Source organism: Microbacterium schleiferi (genome assembly GCF_038150145.1).
GTDB lineage: Bacteria > Actinomycetota > Actinomycetes > Actinomycetales > Microbacteriaceae > Microbacterium > Microbacterium schleiferi_B.
Genome location: NZ_JBBWSA010000007.1, coordinates 124,202 through 141,406, shown reverse-complemented (window position 1 = coordinate 141,406; position 17,205 = coordinate 124,202). Strand labels below are relative to the sequence as shown.

Genomic DNA, 17,205 nt, shown 5'->3' with positions numbered 1-17,205 from the left:
ATGTGGGAATGGCACGCACGCCAACCTCCGCGCTGAGCCCCGCCGACCAAGCGCGGCGACGGGGGCTTCGCACGATGAAGTCCGTCGCTCTCGGCGCCTTGCTCCTCATGGCAGTCCTGTTCCTCGTCGGGTTCATCGGCCAGCAACAGGTGCCCGCGCTCGCATACCTGCGCGCGGCAGCCGAGGGCGGGATGGTGGGAGCTCTCGCCGACTGGTTCGCGGTGACGGCGCTGTTTCGGCATCCGCTGGGGATCCCCATCCCCCACACCGCGATCATCCCGCGTCGCAAGGATGAGATCGGGCAGTCACTCGGAGAGTTCGTCGAGACCAACTTCCTTGCGACGGATGTCGTGCGCACCAAGCTCGAATCGACTTCCATCGCGGCCCGCCTGGGTGCATGGCTGAGCGACCCCGCGCACGCGGCGCGGATCGGGTCTGAAGCGGCAGCGATGGGTTCCGGCATCCTTCGCGCCCTGAGCGACGACGACGCGCAGGAGGTCATCACCGCCCTCGCCCGCGAGCACCTCATCGTGCCGGAGTGGTCGCCGGCGATCGGCGAATGGCTCGGCCGCATCGTCGACGCCGACGCCCACCGAACCGCCGTCGATCTCGCGGCCGAGAACGTCGACGAATGGCTTGCGAACAACCGGGATGCCTTCACCGGTCTCGTGTCGGGACGCCTTCCCTCGTGGGTGCCGAGCATCGCCGCGCGCCTGGTCGACGAGACCGTCTATTCCGAAGCCGTCGGGTTCGTGCGGGCCGTGCGTACCAACCCCGAGCATCCTGCCCGCGCCGCGATCACCGCGTACCTCACGCGCCTGTCCGAGAGCATGCAGCACGACCCGCAAACTATTGGGCGGTTCGAGGATGCCAAGCTCGCGATCTTCGACAGCCCGCGCGTTCGTGACCTCGCCACCCATGCCTGGAGCACGGCTAAGTCCGGCCTGCTCGACGCCCTGGCGGATCCGGAGAGCGGCCTTCGCACCCAGGTCGACAGCGCCCTTCGCGACATCGGCGAACGACTCGCGCGCGAACCCGAGCTGCAGCGCCGCGTCGATACCTGGGTGACGGATGCCGCCGTCTTTCTCGTCGACCGCTACCGGCACGACATCGCCTCGCTCATCACCGACACCGTGGAACGGTGGGATCCTGCCGAGACGACCGAGAAGATCGAGCTCATGGTGGGCCGCGATCTGCAATACATCCGCCTCAACGGCACGATCGTCGGCGCCCTCGCGGGCCTTGCGATCTACACGATCGCGCACGCCCTGTTCGGCTGATCGCGAGCTCCGCGCTCAGACACGGTCAGACGACGCGGATGACCGTCCCGCCGGTCAGATCGACCAGCTGCGGGAACGTCAGCGGAAAGACCGTGTGCGGCGTGCCGCCGGCCGCCCAGATCTCGGGGAACGCGGCGAGATCCTCATCGACGATCGTCACGAGCGGCGCCGGATGGCCCGTCGGCGCAACTCCTCCGATCGCCTGGCCCGTCGCCTGACGCACCTGATCGGGGGTCGCACGGGTGATCGAGGTCCGACCGAGCCGCGTCGCCAAGCCCTTCGTATCGACGCGGTGAGCGCCGCTGGTCATGACCAGAAGCGGCTCTCCATCGGACCAGAAGACCAGGCTGTTGGCAATAGCCCCCACCTCGACTCCGAGGGCTTCGGCTGCGAGCGCCGCAGTGGAAGCAGCATCCGGGAGCACAACGATGTCGCCGGGAATCCCTGCGGCCCGGATCGCGTCGTGGACGAGGCGGCTGCGGGCAGGAAGGTGATCAGACATGATCTGAGCCTAGGGCGAGCAGCGAGCGCGCCGGATATCCTGTGCCCATGAGCTTCTTCGGCGGCGGGTCGGGCAACGACAGGAACAAGATCACGCCCGCACGCATCACGATCTGGGTCGTCGTCGCCGGTGTCGGCGTGTATCTGGTCGTTTCGGGCCTGGTCGGCATCCTCTCGGGCGGAAGCTGACACGCACACGGATGCCGCGGCACCAGCCACCGGCATCCGTAGGCTTGCCGCGTGGGAGTCTGGCTCGCCGCGCTGAGCGGCCTGATCGGCGGCGGCGCACTGTTTGTCGGCGCCGGCGTCGCGTGGTTCGTGAAGGTGCCACGGCTCGTCGTCATGGCGATCATGGCGTTCGGCGCCGGCGTGCTGATCTCGACCCTGGCCTTCGAGCTGGTGGCCGAAGCCGCTGACGGTGGCGGCATCGTTCCGACCGCTGCCGGCTTCCTCGGCGGCGCCGTGATCTACATCGTGGCCGACTGGGCAGTTTCACGCCCAAAGCCCGCAGCTACCGAATCCCGCAACATCGCTAAGCGCCGCGGGAAGGGCAAGGCCGCGCTTTCTGCCGGAGGCGCAGCGATCGCGATCGGGTCGCTCATCGACGGCATCCCGGAGTCCGTGGTCTTGGGACTCTCGGTGCTGCAGACGGGCAGCCTCAGCATCCCGATCGTCGCCGCGATCGCGATCAGCAACATCCCCGAGGGGCTCTCGTCGACGGCGGCGTTCAAGCAGGATGGGAGCCGCGGCCGCACTGTGGCGTTGCTGTGGGGCGGGATCACTGCGGCATCCGTCGTTTCGGCGGTTGTCGGATACCTGGCCCTTCAGGCCGCGCCGCCCGAGCTCATCGCCATTATCACGAGCGTCGCAGCAGGCGCTCTGCTCGCCATGGTCGCGAACACGATGATCCCCGAAGCGTTCGAGCGCCTTCACTTCCTGACGGGCCTGTGGGCGACCCTCGGTTTCCTTCTCGCGTTCGTCATGCACGAGCTGAGCTGAAGCGCGGTCGAACCTCAGCCCTTGCCACCGGGCGGGCCGATGATCAGCAGGCTCACATAGAGAACGACGACAGCCGCGGCGATGAGGATGCCGAGCATCCACGGGCGGCGAAAAAACCAGCGCAGCGCGCGGTCATACCAGGCGTCATCGCGCGGGTCGTCGGTCTGCTCGAGGCGCCAGGTTCCAGCGAGCGATCCGCGCCGGTGCAGCCAGATCTCCGTCGGGATCGTGGCGTACGGCACGACGGCACTGACGAGACCGACAACCGTCGGCCACACCCGCCATCTGTTGTTCAGTGCGACCAGGATCACCGTGGCGCCGTAGGACAAGAAGATGAAGCCGTGGATGCCGCCCCCGATCGTCACGGCGAGCGCGAGCTCCGGATTCACAGCGCGGGTGATGAGCGCCGCGATGAGGAGGGTCCACGAAGTCGCCTCAAGGATGGCGAGGGTGCGAAAGAGGGAGAGCGGAGTACGGAACACACCTTCAGCATACCTGAAGGAATCGCGACACCCTCACCCCAGCGATCCGGGTATATAGTTGCGTCTGGTCAACCATCTTCCCGGGCGCTCTGCCCTTCTTCTCTCGTGAGGCACCATGTCAACTGCTGCAGTTCGCCCAGCCGCCGGCGCTCCGGTGATGACACACCGAGAGATCCTCGTGGTCATCTTCGGCCTCATGGCCGGTATGTTCCTGTCCGCGCTGGATCAGACGATCGTCGGCACCTCGATCCGCACGATCGGCGACGACCTCAACGGGCTGAGTCTGCAAGCCTGGGTCACGACGGCGTACCTCATCCTCGCGACGATCTCGACCCCGATCTACGGCAAGCTCTCTGACATCTTCGGCCGTCGCCCGCTGTTCATCATCGCGATCGGGATCTTCATCATCGGCTCGATCTTGGCCAGCTTCTCGCAGTCGATGGTGCAGCTTGCCGTGTTCCGTGCGATCCAGGGCCTCGGCGCCGGTGGCCTGATGTCGATGCCGCTCGCGATCATGGGCGACATCCTCGCGCCCCGCGAGCGCGCCCGCTACCAGGGATACTTCCTTGCGGTCTTCGGTATCTCCTCGGTCATCGGCCCGCTCATCGGGGGCCTGTTTGCCGGCGCCGACCAGATCCTGTGGATCGACGGATGGCGCTGGGTCTTCCTCATCAACGTGCCGATCGGCATCGCGGCCCTCGCAGTCGTGTTGCGCTTCCTTCACATTCCCCGCCATAGCGGCCCCCGCTCGGTTCGCATCGACTGGTGGGGTGCTGCAGCCGTCATCGTCGCCCTCGTGCCGCTGCTGCTGGTTGCCGAGCAGGGCCGAGAGTGGGGTTGGGACTCGGCCATCGCCATCTCCTGCTACGTGATCGGTGCCATCGGCATCCTGGCCTTCGTGCTCATCGAGCGGGCGATGAAGGATGACGCGATCATCCCGCTGAAGCTGTTCGGCTCGCCCACGTTCTCGATGGCGACCGTCATCGGCGTGTTCGTCGGCTTCGGAATGTTCGGCGCGATGCTGACGCTCCCCCTGTACTTGCAGCTTGTCCTGGGTTCAACCCCGACCGAGAGCGGCCTGCAGCTTCTGCCGATGATCCTCGGCCTCATGGTCTCGTCGATCGTGAGCGGCCAGCTCATCGCGCGCACCGGCAGGTACCGCATCTTCCCCATCACGGGCACCGCGTTCATGGCGCTCGGCTACTTCGTCTTGACGTTCATGCAATACGACTCGTCGTACTGGATGATCGCCGGCGCGATGCTGCTGCTGGGGCTCGGGCTTGGGCAGCTCATGCAGACCCTGACGATCGCGAGCCAGAACTCCGTGGGCGCACGCGACATGGGTGTAGCCACGAGCGCCTCGACCTTCTTCCGTCAGATCGGTGGAACCGCTGGAACTGCGGTGCTACTCTCGCTGCTGTTCACGGTGCTGCCCGCCAACGTGCAGACCGCGTTCCAAAACGAGACGAACCTGTCGGGCGCCCTGAACGCTGCGCTGACTCCCGAGATCGCGAACGCTCCCGAGAACGCGGCGATCATGCAGACGATCTACACCCCGATCGTTTCGGCCGTCACGGATGCAACCACCCAGCAGATCGAGCAGGGGCTGCAGCAGGCAACGGATGCCGCCACTCAGGCGGTCGCCGACCAGGTCGCGGCAGGGACCATCCCGGCATCCGCGCAAGAGGCAGCCACCGCAGCTGCCGTCGCGCAGGCACAGGCCGCGGCGACGGCGCAGATCGAGGAGCAGATCCCGGTCGCGCAGATCACAAGCGACGGCACGGTCACGCTCGACTTCTCCGATGCCGCGGACCGCGAGGCCTTCGTGGCGCAGATCCTCCCGCAGATCGAAGAGCAGCTCGCGAACGGCGCAGACAGCTCGCTCGATAGCAGCACGATGGATGACACCTCGTTCCTCACCGGCGCCAACCCGGCACTCGCGGAGCCACTGCTCATCGCCTTCAACGAGTCGACGGTGCTCGTCTACTGGGTCGGGATGTACGTCGTTCTCATCGCCTTCGTGCTCTCGCTCTTCTTCCGTACCCCGCCGTTGCGCGACCGCTCAGCACTGCAGGAAGCCGCCGACGACGAGGCGATGCTCGCGACCGCCGCGGCCGAGGAGTTCGGCGCGATGGTCACGCCCAGCACGGCAACGGGCCCCGTACCGACGAGCGCAGGCACCCGCAGCTAGCCCACTCTCACTGCCGCGACATAGCCAAAGCAGACCACCTCCGTAACGCTTGATTGCGGTCGATGACGCTGTGCGTCGAACCATGACGCCCCGCGGCGCTTCGTGACGACTGGGTTGGGCCCGTGACGCGAAGGCCGACACCATGGGCGGCATGTCCTTGACTGCACTCGACAGTTCCGTCGCACTCGACGATGTCGTCGACGCGCACTCCCGCGCCGGGGGAACCGTCGACCTCGTCAACCTTGGTCGAACCTTTCCCGGCCCCGATGGCGGTCGCGCTGTGCTTCGCGCCCTCACGCTCCAGATCCGCGGTGGCGAGATCCTCACGATCGTCGGGCCCTCCGGATGCGGCAAGTCGACCCTCCTGCGGGTGATCGGTGGCCTCGACCGTCCGACGGCCGGAGAGATCACCGTCTCTGGGCATCCGGTCATCGACACCGATTCCCGTACCGCCATCGCCTTCCAGGAGCCGCGGCTGCTGCCGTGGCGCACGATCGCCGAGAACGTCGAACTCGGACTGCCGCGCGGCACCGGCCGCCGAGCCGCCCGCGCGCGGGTTTCCGAGCTGCTCGACCTCGTCGGGCTCACGGCATCCGCTGAGCTGCGTCCGCGACAGGTCTCGGGCGGCATGGCACAGCGCGCCTCCCTCGCGCGCGCGCTCGCTCGCGGCCCCGAGGTGCTGCTGCTCGACGAGCCCTTCGGCGCCCTCGATGCCCTGACGAGGCTCCGGATGCAGGATCTGCTGTTGCAGGTCCACGCCGCAGAACCGACCACCGTGGTCCTTGTCACGCACGATGTCGAGGAGGCGCTCTTCCTCGCCGATCGCGTGCTGCTGCTGCGTACGCTGACGGTCGGCGACAACACCGGATCGGTAGCGCGCATCCTCACAGCACCGGGCGCGCGTCCTCGTGACCGAGCCGATGCGGCGTTTGCCGATCTACGCGCAGAACTCCTCACCGGCCTCGGCGTCGACACCCACCACGCTCCCCTCCCCTAATCCACCCTCGCACTGCACCCCTCATCAATGGAGACACCCATGCCCTCGCGCACCACTCTCGGCATCCGTGCCGGCCTCATCCTGCTCACCACCGCCGCCGTCGCCCTCGGCACCACCGGATGCCTCGCCGGCGAAAACGCGTCGGCTGCCCCGGCCGCGTCCGGCGACACCGCCTGGTCGTCCGAAACGCTCACCGTCGACTTCGCGACCTACAACCCGCTGAGCCTCATCGTCCGCGACCAGGGGCTCATCGAAGCAGCGCTCGGCGACAGCGTGACCGTCGAGTGGGTGCAGTCGGCCGGTTCGAACAAGGCTAACGAGTTCCTGCGCGCCGGATCGGTCGATGTCGGTTCCACAGCGGGCTCCGCGGCGCTGCTGGCCCGGGCTAACGGATCGCCGATCCAGGTGATCGACATCTACTCGCAGCCCGAGTGGTCGGCGATCGTCGTGCCCGCCGACAGCCCCATCCAATCCGTGCAAGACCTGGCCGGGGCCTCCATCGCCGCGACCGCTGGCACCGACCCCTACTTCTTCCTGCTACAAGCCCTCGAGACCGAGGGCCTGTCGATCGACGATGTCGAGGTGCAGAACCTGCAGCACGCCGACGGTCGTGCCGCGCTGGATGCCGGATCGGTGGATGCCTGGGCGGGCCTCGACCCGATCATGGCGGCCGCGGAGGTCGAATCCGGTGCACGCCTGATTTACCGCAACGTCGACTTCAACTCCTACGGCTTCCTCAACGCGACCGAGCAGTTCCTCACCGACCACGCCGACCTCGCCCAGGTTGTCGTGGATGCCTACGAGCAGGCTCGCGGCTGGGCCCTCGAGCACCCGGATGAGACCGCAGCACTCCTGGCAGAGGTGTCGGGTATCGATCCGGATGTCGCCGCCACGGTGATCACCGAACGCTCGAACCTCGCGGTCAGCGGCATTCCGGGACCTGCCCAGCTCGCCGTGCTGAAGAAGATCGCGCCCGTCTTGGTCGCCTCGGATGCCGTCCAGGGCGGACAGTCGGCGATCGATGACGCTCTCGCCACGATCATCAACCCGACCTTCGCTGAGAAGGCCACGCAGGGCTGATGAGCGCGGAAACTGCTACCCGGGGCGGTGAGCGTCTGACCGACGCCGCCGCCTCGGCGCCACGCACTCTCTGGGACCGCCGGGCGACCAGAATCATCGGCGGTCTCATCCTGCCGCTTCTGATCCTCGCGCTCTGGCAGGCCGTCACGGTCTCGGGACTCATCCCGCCCTACCGACTCCCTCCACCGGCGACGGTGCTCGATGCCGCCGTGCAGCTCGCCCAGAGCGGCGACCTGTGGATCCACGTCGCGATCTCGCTGCAGCGCGTCTTGCTGGGCTTCGCGATCGGTTCTGTCGTGGGTCTCGCGGTCGCGGCGATCGTCGGGCTCACCCGTGCCGGCGACATCCTGCTGAGCCCGTCGCTTGCCGCCGTGCGGGCAATCCCGTCGCTCGCGCTCGTCCCGCTGCTCATGCTGTGGATGGGGATCGGCGAGGACTCCAAGGTGACGCTGATCGCGATCGGCGCCTTCTTCCCCGTCTTCACGACCGTCAGCGCCGCGTTGCGCCAAGTCGACCCCCACGCGGTCGAGATGGCGCGATCGTTCAGCCTGCGGGGATTCGACCTCTTCCGCACCGTGCAGCTACCTGCCGTGGTGCCCTCGATCATGTCGGGCCTGCGGCTCGGGCTCGCGCAGGCGTGGCTGTTCCTCGTGGCGGCTGAGCTGCTGGCGGCAGCCATGGGCCTCGGCTTCCTGCTGACCGACTCGCAGTCCACGGGCCGGGTCGACCGCATCCTGCTCGCGATCGTGCTACTCGCGCTGCTCGGTACCCTGACGAACGCACTCCTGAGCGTCGCCCAGAAGCTCCTGCTGCGGCGGTGGATATAGGTCGCGGCGGCCGCCAGCGCTGCTCGATATCGCTTCGTGTTCACCAGAAGGACAGCCCGGCGTGACATGCTGCATCCGTGATCACCGCGCGACCTCTGGCCCTGCTGGTCACGGCAGGAGTCTGCTTCGTGCTCGCACTTCTCGTGGGATGGGCAGCCGTCAGCTACCCCGTCGAAGCCTCTGTCTGGGACGCCACCTATGGCACCTTCGCCTACGTTGAGCGACCCGGCAGCGAGATTGTGCTCGCGCTGGGCGGCCTGCTGGCCCTCGCGCTGAGTGCCGCGGCGCTTCTGGCCTTCATCCGCGCCATGGGCCGCACATCGCGCGTCACACGCACGAGGTAACCGTTCGCGCCACATTGGCTCGGGTCTCCCGTCGCCCGGCGGCTGCGTCGAAGCGCGGAACAGTTGGCCCAGGTTGCCCCCTCACGGCTGGGAAACGACGAGATCCGTCAACAATTTGGTGCGCTGTGACGGCCCCACCTGTCAACGAAACGCGTCCCGCAGTTAGTTGAAAGCGACCTATGACGCGAATCAAGAGAGACCTATGTCTCGAGACATCACACGGTGGACCTGAGGGGATTCGAACCCCTGACCTCCTCGATGCGAACGAGGCGCGCTACCAACTGCGCCACAGGCCCGTGAACCCAGTAACACTATCACGCACGCCCCGGCGGACTGAATCGCTGGAGCCCCTAAGCGCTGGCGGCGCGGCGGCTCAGCAGGTCGCGCACGTGAGCTTCGATCTCGGCGTCGTCGACGTACCCCATACGCGCGAAATCCACTCCTGCCGCAGCGGCAGTCTCCCGCGCAGGTGCAGCGACGGATGCTGCCTGCCGTGCGCGTTCACGCTCGGCGCGAGCGCGGTCAATCGTGGGCGGCGCAGCGGCTTCCGCACGCTGGCGCATTGCCTCATCCAGCGCCGCTCGGCGAAGAGCCTCGCGCGCTGCAACACCGTCGAGTGTCGCGGCGGCGCGGGATCCGGATGCCGCGGTGAGGGGCTTGGGCAGCTCACGCGGCGCCCACTGGCGTGAGACGGGAAGGGCGACATCCTGCACCGCGGGGGCTGCCCGCACGGGAGCTTCCACGGTGACCTCGGACCGCACCGCTGCACGCGACGAAACTCGCGCCATCTGCACGAGCATCGTGGCACAAACCGCAAGGATGCCCGCCGACCACCACAGCAGAGTCTGCGATCCGGTCGTAGCCAGGAGCCACGCCCCCCATCCGAGGAAGGCGACCGCAACAAGCCCGACGATTGTGGTCAACAGCCGCGCACGGCGGCGAGCGCGAGCGCGGCGGGCTGCGGGATGCGACTTCGCGACAACGAGTTCGGCGCGGGCCTCCTCGACGGCTGCCTGCTCACGCTCAGCGGCGGCAAGCTTGGCGAGCCGCTCACGTTCGGCTAGTGCGCGCTTGGCTTCGCGCTGCTGCGCTTGTGCCGTGCGGGTGTTGAGTTCGAGCCGAACCTCGTCGGGCGTCTCGCTCGTCTCAGCGAGGACACGCAGCGCCTGGTTCAGCCGAACGGCGTTTCGTTCGGCAGCATCGTACTGACGACGCTCGTACCAGGAAGGCACGAGATAGACGAGCCACAGGAGCACGGAAACCGCGACGATCACGCCGCCTCCGAGTACCTGCCCATCCATGATCCATACGGTATGCGACGAGGGCGCACGATCCCGGGAGCCCGCGACGTGTGTCTGTCTCGGTTTGCGCCAACCGGCACCGATTCAGACGGGCATCCGGTCTTCGGGCGGAACTGTCGCGGCATCCGGCGGCACCCGCCCCGCCACCCACCGGCGCAACACACCCTCGGGAACGTCCTCGCGCACCAGGGCGAAGGCGTAGTGGTCACGCCAGTCACCGTCGATGTGGATGTAGCGACGCCGATACCCCTCATAGCGGAAGCCGAGCTTCTCAACCACCCGCAGACTCGCCCGATTCTCGGGACGGATGCAGATCTCAACCCGATGCAGGTTGAGTTCTCGGAAGCAGATGTCGGTGGCGAGGGCGACCGAAATCGGCGTCACGTTGCGGCCGGCGAACTCCTCGGCGATCCAGTACCCGATCGTCGCAGAGGCAAGGGAACCCCGAGCGATCCCCCAGACGTTGAGCTGTCCGGCGCACTGCCCCTCGTACTCCATCACGTAGGGCACACCGGCTCCCTCGCGATGCTGCTGCAAGAGGCGACGGATGCTGAGCCTCATGTCGAACGAGACCGGCCCATCGGGGCTGGTCGCCTCCCACCGCCGCAACCACGATCGATTGTCGAGTAGCTGCTGCTGCAGAACGCGGGCGTCGCGCGGTCGGATGAGACGAATGGATACCGGACCGTGGTGGAAGGGCGACGTCAGATCCACGTGACCCTCCCACCCGGGCGGCGCTACAGGGTCGCCGCGAAATCCTTCAACCAGGGCTTCAGCTCGGCGCCAAGGTCTTCACGATCCGAGGCGAGCTGAACGATGGCCTTGATGTAGTCCACCTTATCGCCGGTGTCATAGCGACGCCCGCGGAAGATTACACCGCGCACGCCGGGCCCGTTGGGGTCCTTCGCGAGCTCTTCGAGCGCGTCGGTGAGCTGGATCTCGCCACCCTTGCCCGGCTCGGTGTGCTCGAGAACGTCGAACACGGTCGGCGCGAGGACATAGCGACCGATGATCGCAAGGTTCGAGGGGGCGTCTTCTTTGGCGGGCTTTTCGACAAGGCCGCCCACGGTGACGACATCCGGGTCATCGGTGGGCTCGGCGACGGCGCACCCGTAGAGGTGGATCTGCTCGGGGTCGACCTCCATGAGCGCGACGATCGCGGCACCCGTGCGCCGGTGCTCATCGAGCATCTTGGTCAGCAGGGGGTCGCGCTCGTCGATCAGGTCATCACCGAGGAGGACGGCGAACGGGTGGTTACCGACGTGCGACTTCGCACGCAGCACTGCGTGGCCCAGGCCCTTGGGCTCACCCTGGCGCACCATGTGCACCTCGGCGAGGTCCGAGGAGTGCTCGACGGCCGCCAGCTTCTTGCCGTCGCCCTTCTCGCGCAGCTTCTCTTCGAGCTCGGGAACCGAGTCGAAGTGGTTGGCGATGTTGTTCTTGTTACGCCCGATGATGATCAGCACATCCTGGATGCCAGCAGCCGCGGCCTCTTCCACGACGTACTGGATCGCCGGCTTGTCAACCACCGGCAGCATCTCTTTGGGCATGGCTTTGGTGGCAGGAAGGAAGCGAGTGCCGAGACCCGCCGCGGGAATCACTGCCTTGAAGGGGAGATCAGACATGACCCTCACTCTACCGAGAGGCTATGAACACGATGTGACGGATACGCGACGCGCCGTCACCCCTTGACATCGGGGGCCGGAGCCTGTCTGCGCACGCAAGCAGCCTAGAATCTACGCATGTCTGATGCGATCGCCGATGCCAAGCGTGCGATGCGCGCGGACCTTCGAGAGCGTCGACAGACGCACTCCGAAACCGCCCGGGAAGCCGCCGCCGAAGGCATCCGCTCCCAGCTCGATGCCCTCGTGGAGCGCTCGGGCGCAACATCCCTCTCGTGCTTCCTGTCGACGACAACCGAGCCGGGCACGCGAGAGTTCGTGAATGCCGCCATCGACCGCGGCTTGCGCGTCCTGCTCCCTATCACCCGCGCCGACGGGCTCCTCGACTGGACGGTCGCCGAGCGCGACGGCAGCGAGGTCGAGGGGCTGTTCGGGATGCCCGAGCCCACCGGCGAGCTCCTCGGCCCGATCGCTGTGAACGACGTCGACCTCATGATCATCCCCGCCGCCGCCGTGGACACCACCGGCATGCGGCTCGGCTGGGGTCGCGGCTATTTCGATAAGACGATCGGCTCGATGGAGCGCTGCCCGCCCGTCTACGCCGTCATTTTCGACGACGAACTCGTGCCCGCTGTTCCGCGGGACGTCCACGACCAACCGGTCACCGGCGTGGTCACGCCGACCCGTATCGTCGACCTGCATCCTCACCGCTGAACCCTCGCACCCACCGAAAGACCACCGATGCCCACCTATGCCTACGCCTGCCGCCAATGCGGCCACCGATTCGAAGCCGTGCAGTCCTTTACGGATGCCTCCCTCACCGAGTGCCCGGAGTGCGGCGGATCACTTCGCAAGGAGTACGGATCGATCGGCGTGACCTTCAACGGATCCGGCTTCTACCGCACCGACTCACGGGCGGGTAGTGGCGGCAAGGACTCCGGCGGCTCGGGATCGAAGGAATCCGGCTCGAAGGACTCGGGATCGAAGTCGGACAGCTCGAGCTCATCGTCGAGTTCAGGTTCGTCGTCAGGGTCGAGCGCCTCGACGAGCACCGCGACCACCTCCAGCTGACGCTCGACACAACGAAGGGACCACCATGATCAAGGGATTCCGGGAGTTCATCCTCCGCGGTAACGTCATCGACCTCGCGGTAGCCGTCGTCATCGGCGCTGCCTTCACCGGCATCGTCAACGCGATCGTCTCCGGTCTGATCAATCCCATGATCGCCTACGTGTTTCAGGCGGAAAGCCTCAACGGACTCACCTGGGATGTGCCGACGCTCATGGGTGGAACCACCACCTTCGCCTGGGGAGCGATCATCGGCGCGGTCATCAACTTCCTCGCGGTAGCCGTGGTCGTCTACTTCGTCTTCGTCATGCCGATGAACAAGCTCAAGGAGCGCGCCGCTGCTCGCGAGCAGCTGCCGCCCGAGCCCGAGCCGATGCCGAGCGAAGCCGAGATCCTCATCCAGATCCGCGATCTGCTCCAGAAGCAGAACGACGCGGCGCCGCCGAAACCCTGACGCAGCGTCAGTAGTGCGGAGGGACGTCGGCTCGTAGGCGGTCGTCGTTCGGGCCGGTGTCAGACGAGGTCGAGGGCGCGTCGGCGTCGGCGTCGGCATCCGGGGTTTCGGGGGCGACATCCGTGCCCGGGGCCGGAGTCAGACGTGCGCGACGTGATCCGGGAACGCGCTCGACGCGCTGACGCTCGTCAGGCGACGACATCGATCGGCTGCGTGTCACCCTCAGCAACGGGCGATTCGACGGTTACGCCGAGGATGCCGGCGATGCGCTGTGCGACGCCGCCGGGGTCGCTGTACAGGTCGAACGAGTGCACGCGCACGTAGTGCCAGCCGAGGCGCCGCAGAATCTGGGGCCGCAGCCGCAGCGACTCGCGCAGCGATCCGCCGATGGTCTCGGGATCGCTTTCAGCGACGACGGCCTTGCCCTGGTGGTGCGCGACCAGCGGAAGCAGGCCTCGGTAGTTCACCTCGACTGCAACCCCCAGGCGGCGCAGCTCCTTCGCGAGCGAGAGCATCAAAGGGTCGCCGTCATCCTCGTGCCGCGAGACTCGAGCGCGACGCTCAACGTCGCCGAGGATCGACATGAGGGATGCCGCCCCGTGCGCCAGCCGGCCGTCATCAACGGCACCGGGACGGATGCAGGACACGATCACCATCGAGCGGCGAGCGCGCGTCATCCCCACGGTCAGCAGCCGCTCACCGTCGGAGGTCGAAAGATCACCGAAGTCGCTGAGGACGCGCCCGTGTCGGGTGAGCCCGTACCCGAGCGAGAAGATGACGCGGTCGCGGCTCTCGGCCACCGACTCTTCGAGCGTGAGCACCGAGAACGGCTCGGCGGAGTCACGGGCGACGAAGTCGGCGACATCAGACCGACCCGCGAAGGCGCGGTCAACGGCAGCACGGATGCGGGCAGCGTGCTTCGCGCTGGCCGTGATGACCATGAGCGACTCGGACCCGCGGTTGACGGCGTGCTCGACCACGAGAGTCACGACGCGCTGAACCTCGGCATCCGGGCTCTCGACAGCGCCGGACTCGGGGTCGGGAACTCCGATGCCCCCCTCGACGTAATCCACCGAGAGGCTTCCGCGTCCGAGGTAGGAACCGGCCCAGGGCAGGGAGACGATCTCGCCGCCGTAGAACGCACCGTTGACGAGCTCCGCGAGGTCCTCGCCGCCCGCGCGATAGCTGCGCGTGAGCGTCTCGACCGGCAGGATCTCAGCAAGGCGCTCGAACACGCTCGCGTCGTCGAACGGCTGCTCCGGCTCGTCGTCGACGGTCGGCGAGCCGGCGGCGACACGGAACGCCGTCGGCTTCTGCGTCACGGGATCACCGAGCGCCACGATCTGTCGGCCGCGACGGATCGCGGGGGCAGCCTCGGCAAGGCTCAGGGACGCGGCATCCGAGATGATGACGACATCGAAGACGAGGTCGTCAGGGATCGCGGGCACGTCGTAGGGCGAGGCCAGCCACACCGGCGCGAGCGAGCGCATGAGTGTGGGCGCTGTCGACACGACGGCTCGCGGTGAGGTTCGTCCCTCGCGCAGCGCCTGCTTCAGCGCTGCCGCCTCGTGGGGCTCATCGACGATTCCGACTCGCCACTGCGTTGCCAGCTGCGCGGCAAGAAGCTGCCCGGATGCCGCGGCATGCGCTTCGTCGACCAGCCGGAAGTCTCGCTCCAGGCGGTCGACGACTGCCGTATTGGCACCGAGAAGCGCCCGGTCGCTGCGCAACAGATGCTCGAGCGCCGACTGCCACCACGCATATTCGAGCTCACCCGCGACCTGCTGTTCGGGCACGTGCCGCACCGAAAGATCGAGGAGCAGCGGCTCAAGGCCCAGGGATGCCAGTTCGCTTCGCAGGCTCGCGCGTTCCATGAGGTTCTCGAACACCTCCGACTCGGCTGCCAGCCCCGCGAGGGTGCGCACGAGGGTCTTCACCGGAAGCGAAGACAGCGCCTGTGACCCCGAGCGCCCGAGGACGGCATCCAGCTCGCTGAGTTCGGCATCCACGCGCTGCCAGGCAACCGCGACGTCTGCAAGGCCGAGCGGGATGTCGGGAACGACGTTCGCCTCGACATAGCGCTGCCACTGCTGACGCTGCTTCTGAATGCGAAGAAGCGCCTCGTACATGTCGCCGACGTGCACGCCGGGGCGCACGTACTCGCGAGAGAGACGTCGAAGCCTGCGGCGATCGGCGCCGCTGAGGGTCGATGTGTCCCGGCGCGGCGCGTGAGCCTGAATGAGGTCACCGATGGGCCGTTCGAAGACCGTCGGGCTGAAACGGTCGAGAGAGTCCCGGATGCCCTGCAGCAGCCGCAGGTACTCCCCCAGCTCACCGACACTCTCGAAGGGGCGCATGTGCGTCTGCCCGAGCAGCACATATCCGCGCTCCAGCAGATGCGGAAGGTCCATGCGGTGGAGCTTGCCTGCCAGGGCGTGCGCCGAGCGCGCCTGGTCGGTCGTGGCAAAGCTCACGCCGTACCAGGGCGAATCCGAGGGGCCAATCCGGAATTCGCCGAGACGCGCAGCCGAGGCAAGCTTCGCGGCGGCATCCTCGCGACCCTTTGCGAGCCGCACGAGAGTCTCGATATCCAGGCGTGCGGTCGTCGTCGGGGGTTCCTCGCGCTGGGCGAGCGCCGACAGTTCCCGCAGGATGTCGAGCACGGAGGTTCCGAGGGCATCGTGGCGATCGGCCAGCGATGACCGGTAATCGCGCAGCACGGTGCGAAGGCGCACGAGCGCGTCGTCGATCTCGGAGACCTTGGGAGCGACGGCCTTCTCGTTGCGTCCGATCGCGCGGACGAGATCCCGCTGCAGTTCGGTCGGCGAGACGGCAAGGCCCGGCAGCCCGACGCCCGCGAGTCGGTGACGAACCCCGTCGAGTGTCGAGCGGCGAGCGCTGACGACGAGGACCCGCCGCCCTTCGCGCACGAGCGCTCCCACCGCGTTGATGACGGTCTGGGTTCCGCCGGTACCAGGCAGGGTGTGAACGACCAGGGATTGACCAGCAGCGACCCGTGCCAGCACAGCTTCCTGCTCGGCGTCGGCATCCAGCAGCAGTGTGTCGGCAGCCGGCACGCGCTCGTCGGGCCCGGGCATCACCGGAATCGGGCGCCGTAGCGTCACTGCCTCCCGATCGGCGGGGTGACCTGCGAGGGCATTCAGGACCGGATGATCCAACTGAGCCGAGTCGCGTACCATCGCGGACCCGACGTCCACAAACGTCGAGACGACGAGGCGCGGCTTGACCATGAACGACGGAATCTGCGCCATGAGCGCACGCAGGTGATCGATCACCGGCTGCGGCTTGAAGACGCCCTGATCGTAGGCAAGACCCGACAGGGCGTCACCGTCGAGTTCGATGCCGAAGTGCATCCGCATCGCGCGCAGGAGTTCGGGATTGACCTGGAAGCTGCCGTGCAGCTTCAGTTCGAAGTCGGTGTGGTGCCGGCGGATGGCCAACGGACGCAGCAACACGGGGGCTATGCAGTCAAGTCCCCCGAGACGCCACGATGCGATCCCGACAGCCAGGCGCACGGCATCGATCCCCCGGGCAGTCCGCAGCTCGACGTTCTTCGTTGTGATCCGCTCCGCAGCCCGACGAGCGGTGCCGAGGGCGACTTCGTCGCGGAACAGGCCCGACAGCAGCGTCGATCGTCCCGTGATGAACTGCGGAAGGCTCCCCGGATGCGCCTTGGTGATCTCGATTCCGGCATCCGGAGTATCGGAGAAATGCAAGAGCGCCGAGCGACCACCGAGATCCGCCGCCTGGGCGCGCAACCTCTCGCGCTCCTCCTCGGCGATGTGAACGATCGTCGCGTCGGTGTCAGCGAGGGTCAGGTCTGCGGGATCCACAGACACCGCACGCATCGCACCATCGGCGCCAAGGATGACGCCACCTTCTGCTCGCACCACACGGTCAGACTAGGTTGCGGTCTCGATGCGTCCCGGTAACGCACCACGAGTGTTGCGGTATTGCGCGACACGCCGAATCCGTCAGGGCTTCCTCCCCCAGAGCCGATGTGGCACTACTGTCCACCGCGCGCCACCCCCGGCGGCA

At 67.2% G+C, this 17,205-nt stretch carries 18 protein-coding genes, 1 tRNA gene and 1 pseudogene; 11 read left to right on the top strand and 9 right to left on the bottom strand.

Features of this window, described 5'->3' with window-relative positions:
• Positions 1-8 precede the first annotated feature (8 nt).
• The gene (locus AADH62_RS09875; RefSeq protein ID WP_341579335.1) at positions 9-1,280 is read left to right on the top strand and encodes a DUF445 domain-containing protein; all 1,272 of its coding nucleotides are present in this window, start codon (positions 9-11) and stop codon (positions 1,278-1,280) included.
• Between the two features lie 25 nt (positions 1,281-1,305).
• Here the strand turns inward: AADH62_RS09875 and AADH62_RS09870 are convergent, their stop codons facing one another.
• A complete protein-coding gene (locus tag AADH62_RS09870) occupies positions 1,306-1,782 on the bottom strand; it encodes a YbaK/EbsC family protein (protein ID WP_341579334.1) in 477 nt (158 codons plus the stop codon).
• Between the two features lie 47 nt (positions 1,783-1,829).
• On the opposite strand from AADH62_RS09870, the gene AADH62_RS09865 reads away from it, so the two are divergent.
• Positions 1,830-1,970 (top strand): hypothetical protein, encoded by a 141-nt coding sequence (locus AADH62_RS09865; protein ID WP_341579333.1) that lies wholly within the window; start codon positions 1,830-1,832, stop codon positions 1,968-1,970.
• Positions 1,971-2,021: 51 nt separating this feature from the next.
• Positions 2,022-2,780 (top strand): ZIP family zinc transporter, encoded by a 759-nt coding sequence (locus AADH62_RS09860; RefSeq protein ID WP_341579332.1) that lies wholly within the window; start codon positions 2,022-2,024, stop codon positions 2,778-2,780.
• Positions 2,781-2,794: 14 nt separating this feature from the next.
• On the opposite strand, the gene AADH62_RS09855 is transcribed toward AADH62_RS09860, so the two are convergent.
• Positions 2,795-3,262, bottom strand: coding sequence for a DUF3817 domain-containing protein (locus tag AADH62_RS09855; protein WP_341579331.1), 468 nt, complete (start codon positions 3,260-3,262; stop codon positions 2,795-2,797).
• 157 nt (positions 3,263-3,419) lie between these two features.
• Here AADH62_RS09855 and AADH62_RS09850 point away from each other — a divergent pair, with 157 nt between their 5' ends.
• The 5 genes from AADH62_RS09850 to AADH62_RS09830 all read left to right on the top strand — a co-directional run bounded on the left by AADH62_RS09850 (position 3,420) and on the right by AADH62_RS09830 (position 8,701).
• The gene (locus AADH62_RS09850) at positions 3,420-5,453 is read left to right on the top strand and encodes an MDR family MFS transporter (RefSeq protein ID WP_425355671.1); all 2,034 of its coding nucleotides are present in this window, start codon (positions 3,420-3,422) and stop codon (positions 5,451-5,453) included.
• Between the two features lie 151 nt (positions 5,454-5,604).
• Positions 5,605-6,450: an ABC transporter ATP-binding protein gene (locus AADH62_RS09845; RefSeq protein WP_341579329.1), complete on the top strand. Its 846-nt coding sequence runs from the start codon at positions 5,605-5,607 to the stop codon at positions 6,448-6,450.
• A gap of 39 nt (positions 6,451-6,489) precedes the next feature.
• Positions 6,490-7,530: an aliphatic sulfonate ABC transporter substrate-binding protein gene (locus AADH62_RS09840; RefSeq protein WP_341579328.1), complete on the top strand. Its 1,041-nt coding sequence runs from the start codon at positions 6,490-6,492 to the stop codon at positions 7,528-7,530.
• Positions 7,530-8,357, top strand: coding sequence for an ABC transporter permease (locus AADH62_RS09835; RefSeq protein WP_341579327.1), 828 nt, complete (start codon positions 7,530-7,532; stop codon positions 8,355-8,357). Before AADH62_RS09840 ends, AADH62_RS09835 begins: the two co-directional genes overlap by 1 nt.
• Before the next feature lie 77 nt (positions 8,358-8,434).
• A complete protein-coding gene (locus AADH62_RS09830; protein ID WP_341579326.1) occupies positions 8,435-8,701 on the top strand; it encodes a hypothetical protein in 267 nt (88 codons plus the stop codon).
• Between the two features lie 223 nt (positions 8,702-8,924).
• On the opposite strand, the gene AADH62_RS09825 is transcribed toward AADH62_RS09830, so the two are convergent.
• From AADH62_RS09825 to galU, 4 genes are all read right to left on the bottom strand, one after another.
• Positions 8,925-8,997 (bottom strand) — tRNA-Ala (locus AADH62_RS09825).
• 54 nt (positions 8,998-9,051) lie between these two features.
• Positions 9,052-10,002, bottom strand: a complete 951-nt coding sequence (locus AADH62_RS09820; protein ID WP_341579325.1) for a large exoprotein — start codon at positions 10,000-10,002, stop codon at positions 9,052-9,054.
• Between the two features lie 84 nt (positions 10,003-10,086).
• Entirely contained in the window at positions 10,087-10,716 is a 630-nt protein-coding gene (locus AADH62_RS09815; RefSeq protein ID WP_331792163.1) for a GNAT family protein, read from the bottom strand.
• Positions 10,717-10,739: 23 nt separating this feature from the next.
• On the bottom strand, positions 10,740-11,627 hold the full coding sequence (gene galU, locus AADH62_RS09810) for a UTP--glucose-1-phosphate uridylyltransferase GalU (RefSeq protein WP_292709034.1): 888 nt from the start codon (positions 11,625-11,627) through the stop codon (positions 10,740-10,742).
• 117 nt (positions 11,628-11,744) lie between these two features.
• On the opposite strand from galU, the gene AADH62_RS09805 reads away from it, so the two are divergent.
• Both AADH62_RS09805 and AADH62_RS14605 read left to right on the top strand, forming a co-directional pair.
• Positions 11,745-12,338, top strand: coding sequence for a 5-formyltetrahydrofolate cyclo-ligase (locus tag AADH62_RS09805; RefSeq protein WP_292709036.1), 594 nt, complete (start codon positions 11,745-11,747; stop codon positions 12,336-12,338).
• Between the two features lie 27 nt (positions 12,339-12,365).
• Positions 12,366-12,506: pseudogene (locus AADH62_RS14605) on the top strand (FmdB family zinc ribbon protein); the annotation flags it as partial.
• A gap of 14 nt (positions 12,507-12,520) precedes the next feature.
• Here the strand turns inward: AADH62_RS14605 and AADH62_RS14600 are convergent.
• Positions 12,521-12,685, bottom strand: coding sequence for a hypothetical protein (locus AADH62_RS14600; protein ID WP_425355673.1), 165 nt, complete (start codon positions 12,683-12,685; stop codon positions 12,521-12,523).
• Between the two features lie 35 nt (positions 12,686-12,720).
• Between AADH62_RS14600 and mscL the strand changes: the two genes are divergently transcribed.
• Positions 12,721-13,146, top strand: coding sequence for a large conductance mechanosensitive channel protein MscL (gene mscL, locus AADH62_RS09795; protein WP_331792164.1), 426 nt, complete (start codon positions 12,721-12,723; stop codon positions 13,144-13,146).
• Between the two features lie 7 nt (positions 13,147-13,153).
• Here mscL and AADH62_RS09790 read toward each other — a convergent pair whose 3' ends face one another.
• Together AADH62_RS09790 and AADH62_RS09785 are read right to left on the bottom strand one after the other, a co-directional pair.
• Positions 13,154-13,348: a hypothetical protein gene (locus AADH62_RS09790; protein WP_300594597.1), complete on the bottom strand. Its 195-nt coding sequence runs from the start codon at positions 13,346-13,348 to the stop codon at positions 13,154-13,156.
• Positions 13,335-17,015: an AAA family ATPase gene (locus AADH62_RS09785; RefSeq protein ID WP_341579407.1), complete on the bottom strand. Its 3,681-nt coding sequence runs from the start codon at positions 17,013-17,015 to the stop codon at positions 13,335-13,337. Before AADH62_RS09785 ends, AADH62_RS09790 begins: the two co-directional genes overlap by 14 nt.
• Between the last annotated feature and the right edge of the window lie 190 nt (positions 17,016-17,205).

Excerpts from the sequence above, each read along its gene's own strand:
- mscL (WP_331792164.1), top strand. The coding sequence starts at position 12,721 with ATGATCAAGGGATTCCGGGAGTTCATCCTCCGCGGTAACGTCATCGAC.
- galU (WP_292709034.1), bottom strand. The coding sequence starts at position 11,627 with ATGTCTGATCTCCCCTTCAAGGCAGTGATTCCCGCGGCGGGTCTCGGC.
- AADH62_RS09785 (WP_341579407.1), bottom strand. The coding sequence starts at position 17,015 with ATGCGTGCGGTGTCTGTGGATCCCGCAGACCTGACCCTCGCTGACACC.
- AADH62_RS09850 (WP_425355671.1), top strand. The coding sequence starts at position 3,420 with ATGACACACCGAGAGATCCTCGTGGTCATCTTCGGCCTCATGGCCGGT.
- AADH62_RS09865 (WP_341579333.1), top strand. The coding sequence starts at position 1,830 with ATGAGCTTCTTCGGCGGCGGGTCGGGCAACGACAGGAACAAGATCACG.
- AADH62_RS09805 (WP_292709036.1), top strand. The coding sequence starts at position 11,745 with ATGTCTGATGCGATCGCCGATGCCAAGCGTGCGATGCGCGCGGACCTT.
- AADH62_RS09875 (WP_341579335.1), top strand. The coding sequence starts at position 9 with ATGGCACGCACGCCAACCTCCGCGCTGAGCCCCGCCGACCAAGCGCGG.
- AADH62_RS09790 (WP_300594597.1), bottom strand. The coding sequence starts at position 13,348 with ATGTCGTCGCCTGACGAGCGTCAGCGCGTCGAGCGCGTTCCCGGATCA.
- AADH62_RS09820 (WP_341579325.1), bottom strand. The coding sequence starts at position 10,002 with ATGGATGGGCAGGTACTCGGAGGCGGCGTGATCGTCGCGGTTTCCGTG.
- AADH62_RS09835 (WP_341579327.1), top strand. The coding sequence starts at position 7,530 with ATGAGCGCGGAAACTGCTACCCGGGGCGGTGAGCGTCTGACCGACGCC.
- AADH62_RS09840 (WP_341579328.1), top strand. The coding sequence starts at position 6,490 with ATGCCCTCGCGCACCACTCTCGGCATCCGTGCCGGCCTCATCCTGCTC.
- AADH62_RS09845 (WP_341579329.1), top strand. The coding sequence starts at position 5,605 with ATGTCCTTGACTGCACTCGACAGTTCCGTCGCACTCGACGATGTCGTC.
- AADH62_RS09870 (WP_341579334.1), bottom strand. The coding sequence starts at position 1,782 with ATGTCTGATCACCTTCCTGCCCGCAGCCGCCTCGTCCACGACGCGATC.